This window comes from Roseateles sp. P5_E11 (assembly GCF_054049355.1).
The window spans coordinates 1-521 of sequence record NZ_JBFUMO010001218.1 but is presented as its reverse complement, the minus strand read 5'-3'; the positions used below and the strand labels follow the sequence as shown (position 1 = coordinate 521).

The window sequence follows — 521 nt, the reverse complement described above, 5'->3', positions numbered from 1 at the left end:
GGCTCGTCGTTGTAGCCGCAGCCGTTCTCGGTGATGTAGAGCGAGGTGTGGCCGTAGCACTCAGCGGCCAGGCGCGTCGCCCAGTAGATGGACTGCGGCACCAGTCGCAGCCAGGGGCTGTCGGCGCGCGGGTAGTTGACGGGGTTGGGCAGGGCCTCGAAAGCGGCGCCGTCCTTGCCGGCGCGCACATAGGTGCCGGTGTAGATGTTCAGGCCCAGGTGGTCGGTCGGCAGGCTGATGAGGTCGAAGTCGCCGGGCTGGACCTGGGGGGCGTCGGCGCCGACGCGGTCGAGGTAGTCGGCCGGGTAATGGCCGGCATGCATGGCGCCCAGCACATGGGCGTTCTTCTCCAGGAACCAAGCCTTGGCCGCGGCGATGTCGGCCGGCGTCTCGGTGACGGGAATGCAGACGTCCAGGTTGTCCGTCAGGCCGACGACCGCACCCGCGCCGCCGAACTCGCGCACCGCGCGCACGCCGTGGCCGTGGCACAGCAGCGCGTGGTGGAAGGTCTGGTTGACGAC

The 521-nt window shown here is 69.9% G+C and carries 1 protein-coding gene; it reads right to left on the bottom strand.

Annotated elements, in window-relative coordinates; all coding sequences use genetic code 11:
- Positions 1–521, bottom strand: a 521-nt coding sequence (locus ACXJKR_RS34430) for a family 1 glycosylhydrolase (protein WP_457326684.1), incomplete at both ends; no start/stop codon positions are given.